Below are 543 nucleotides of genomic sequence, written 5' to 3'. Positions count from 1 at the left end.
CCGACGGCGACGTCGTCGCCCGTCACGGCAATGCCGATGCGCTGATCCTGCCGCGCTCCAGCCTCAAGCCCCTGCAGGCCATCGCCTGCATCACTGCAGGCGCGGTGCTCGAGGGCGAGCAGCTGGCGATCTCAACGGCGAGCCACATCGGCACCGACCGTCACGCCTCGGTGGTACGCGACATCCTCACCGAGGGTGGTCTCACGGAGGACGCCCTGGGCTGTCCCGCCGCCTGGCCGAGTGACTCGGCGACACGCGATGAGCTCGTTCGTGAACACGGTGTGCCGACGCGGGTGCGCATGAACTGCTCCGGCAAGCATGCTGCGATGCTGCGCGCCTGTGTGGCGACGGGCTGGCCGACCGCAGGCTACCTCGATCCCGCTCATCCTCTGCAGCAGCACATCCGCGACGTCATCGAGCGCCTCACGGGCGAGAAGATCACAGCATGCTTGCCGGAGCAGTTCATGCGCACCCGCGTCGGCACACCGTGTTCACGAACGAGCTCATCGCGTGTCGCCGAGTCACTCGGCCAGGCGGCGGGAC

1 protein-coding gene and 1 pseudogene are annotated in these 543 nt (G+C 68.5%); one reads left to right on the top strand and one right to left on the bottom strand.

The window, feature by feature from the left end:
- Positions 1-441: pseudogene (locus KZA10_RS18470) on the top strand (asparaginase); the annotation flags it as partial.
- Here the strand turns inward: KZA10_RS18470 and KZA10_RS17320 are convergent.
- Positions 383-543 (bottom strand): asparaginase (locus KZA10_RS17320; protein ID WP_256935025.1); only part of this gene is annotated, 161 nt, incomplete at its 5' end. The pseudogene KZA10_RS18470 and the gene KZA10_RS17320 sit on opposite strands and share 59 nt — an antisense overlap.

The organism is Microbacterium sp. BF1, from assembly GCF_019279095.1.
GTDB classification, from domain to species: domain Bacteria; phylum Actinomycetota; class Actinomycetes; order Actinomycetales; family Microbacteriaceae; genus Microbacterium; species Microbacterium maritypicum.
The sequence above is the reverse complement of the archived record's forward strand: the minus strand, read 5'-3'. Positions and strand labels throughout refer to the sequence as shown.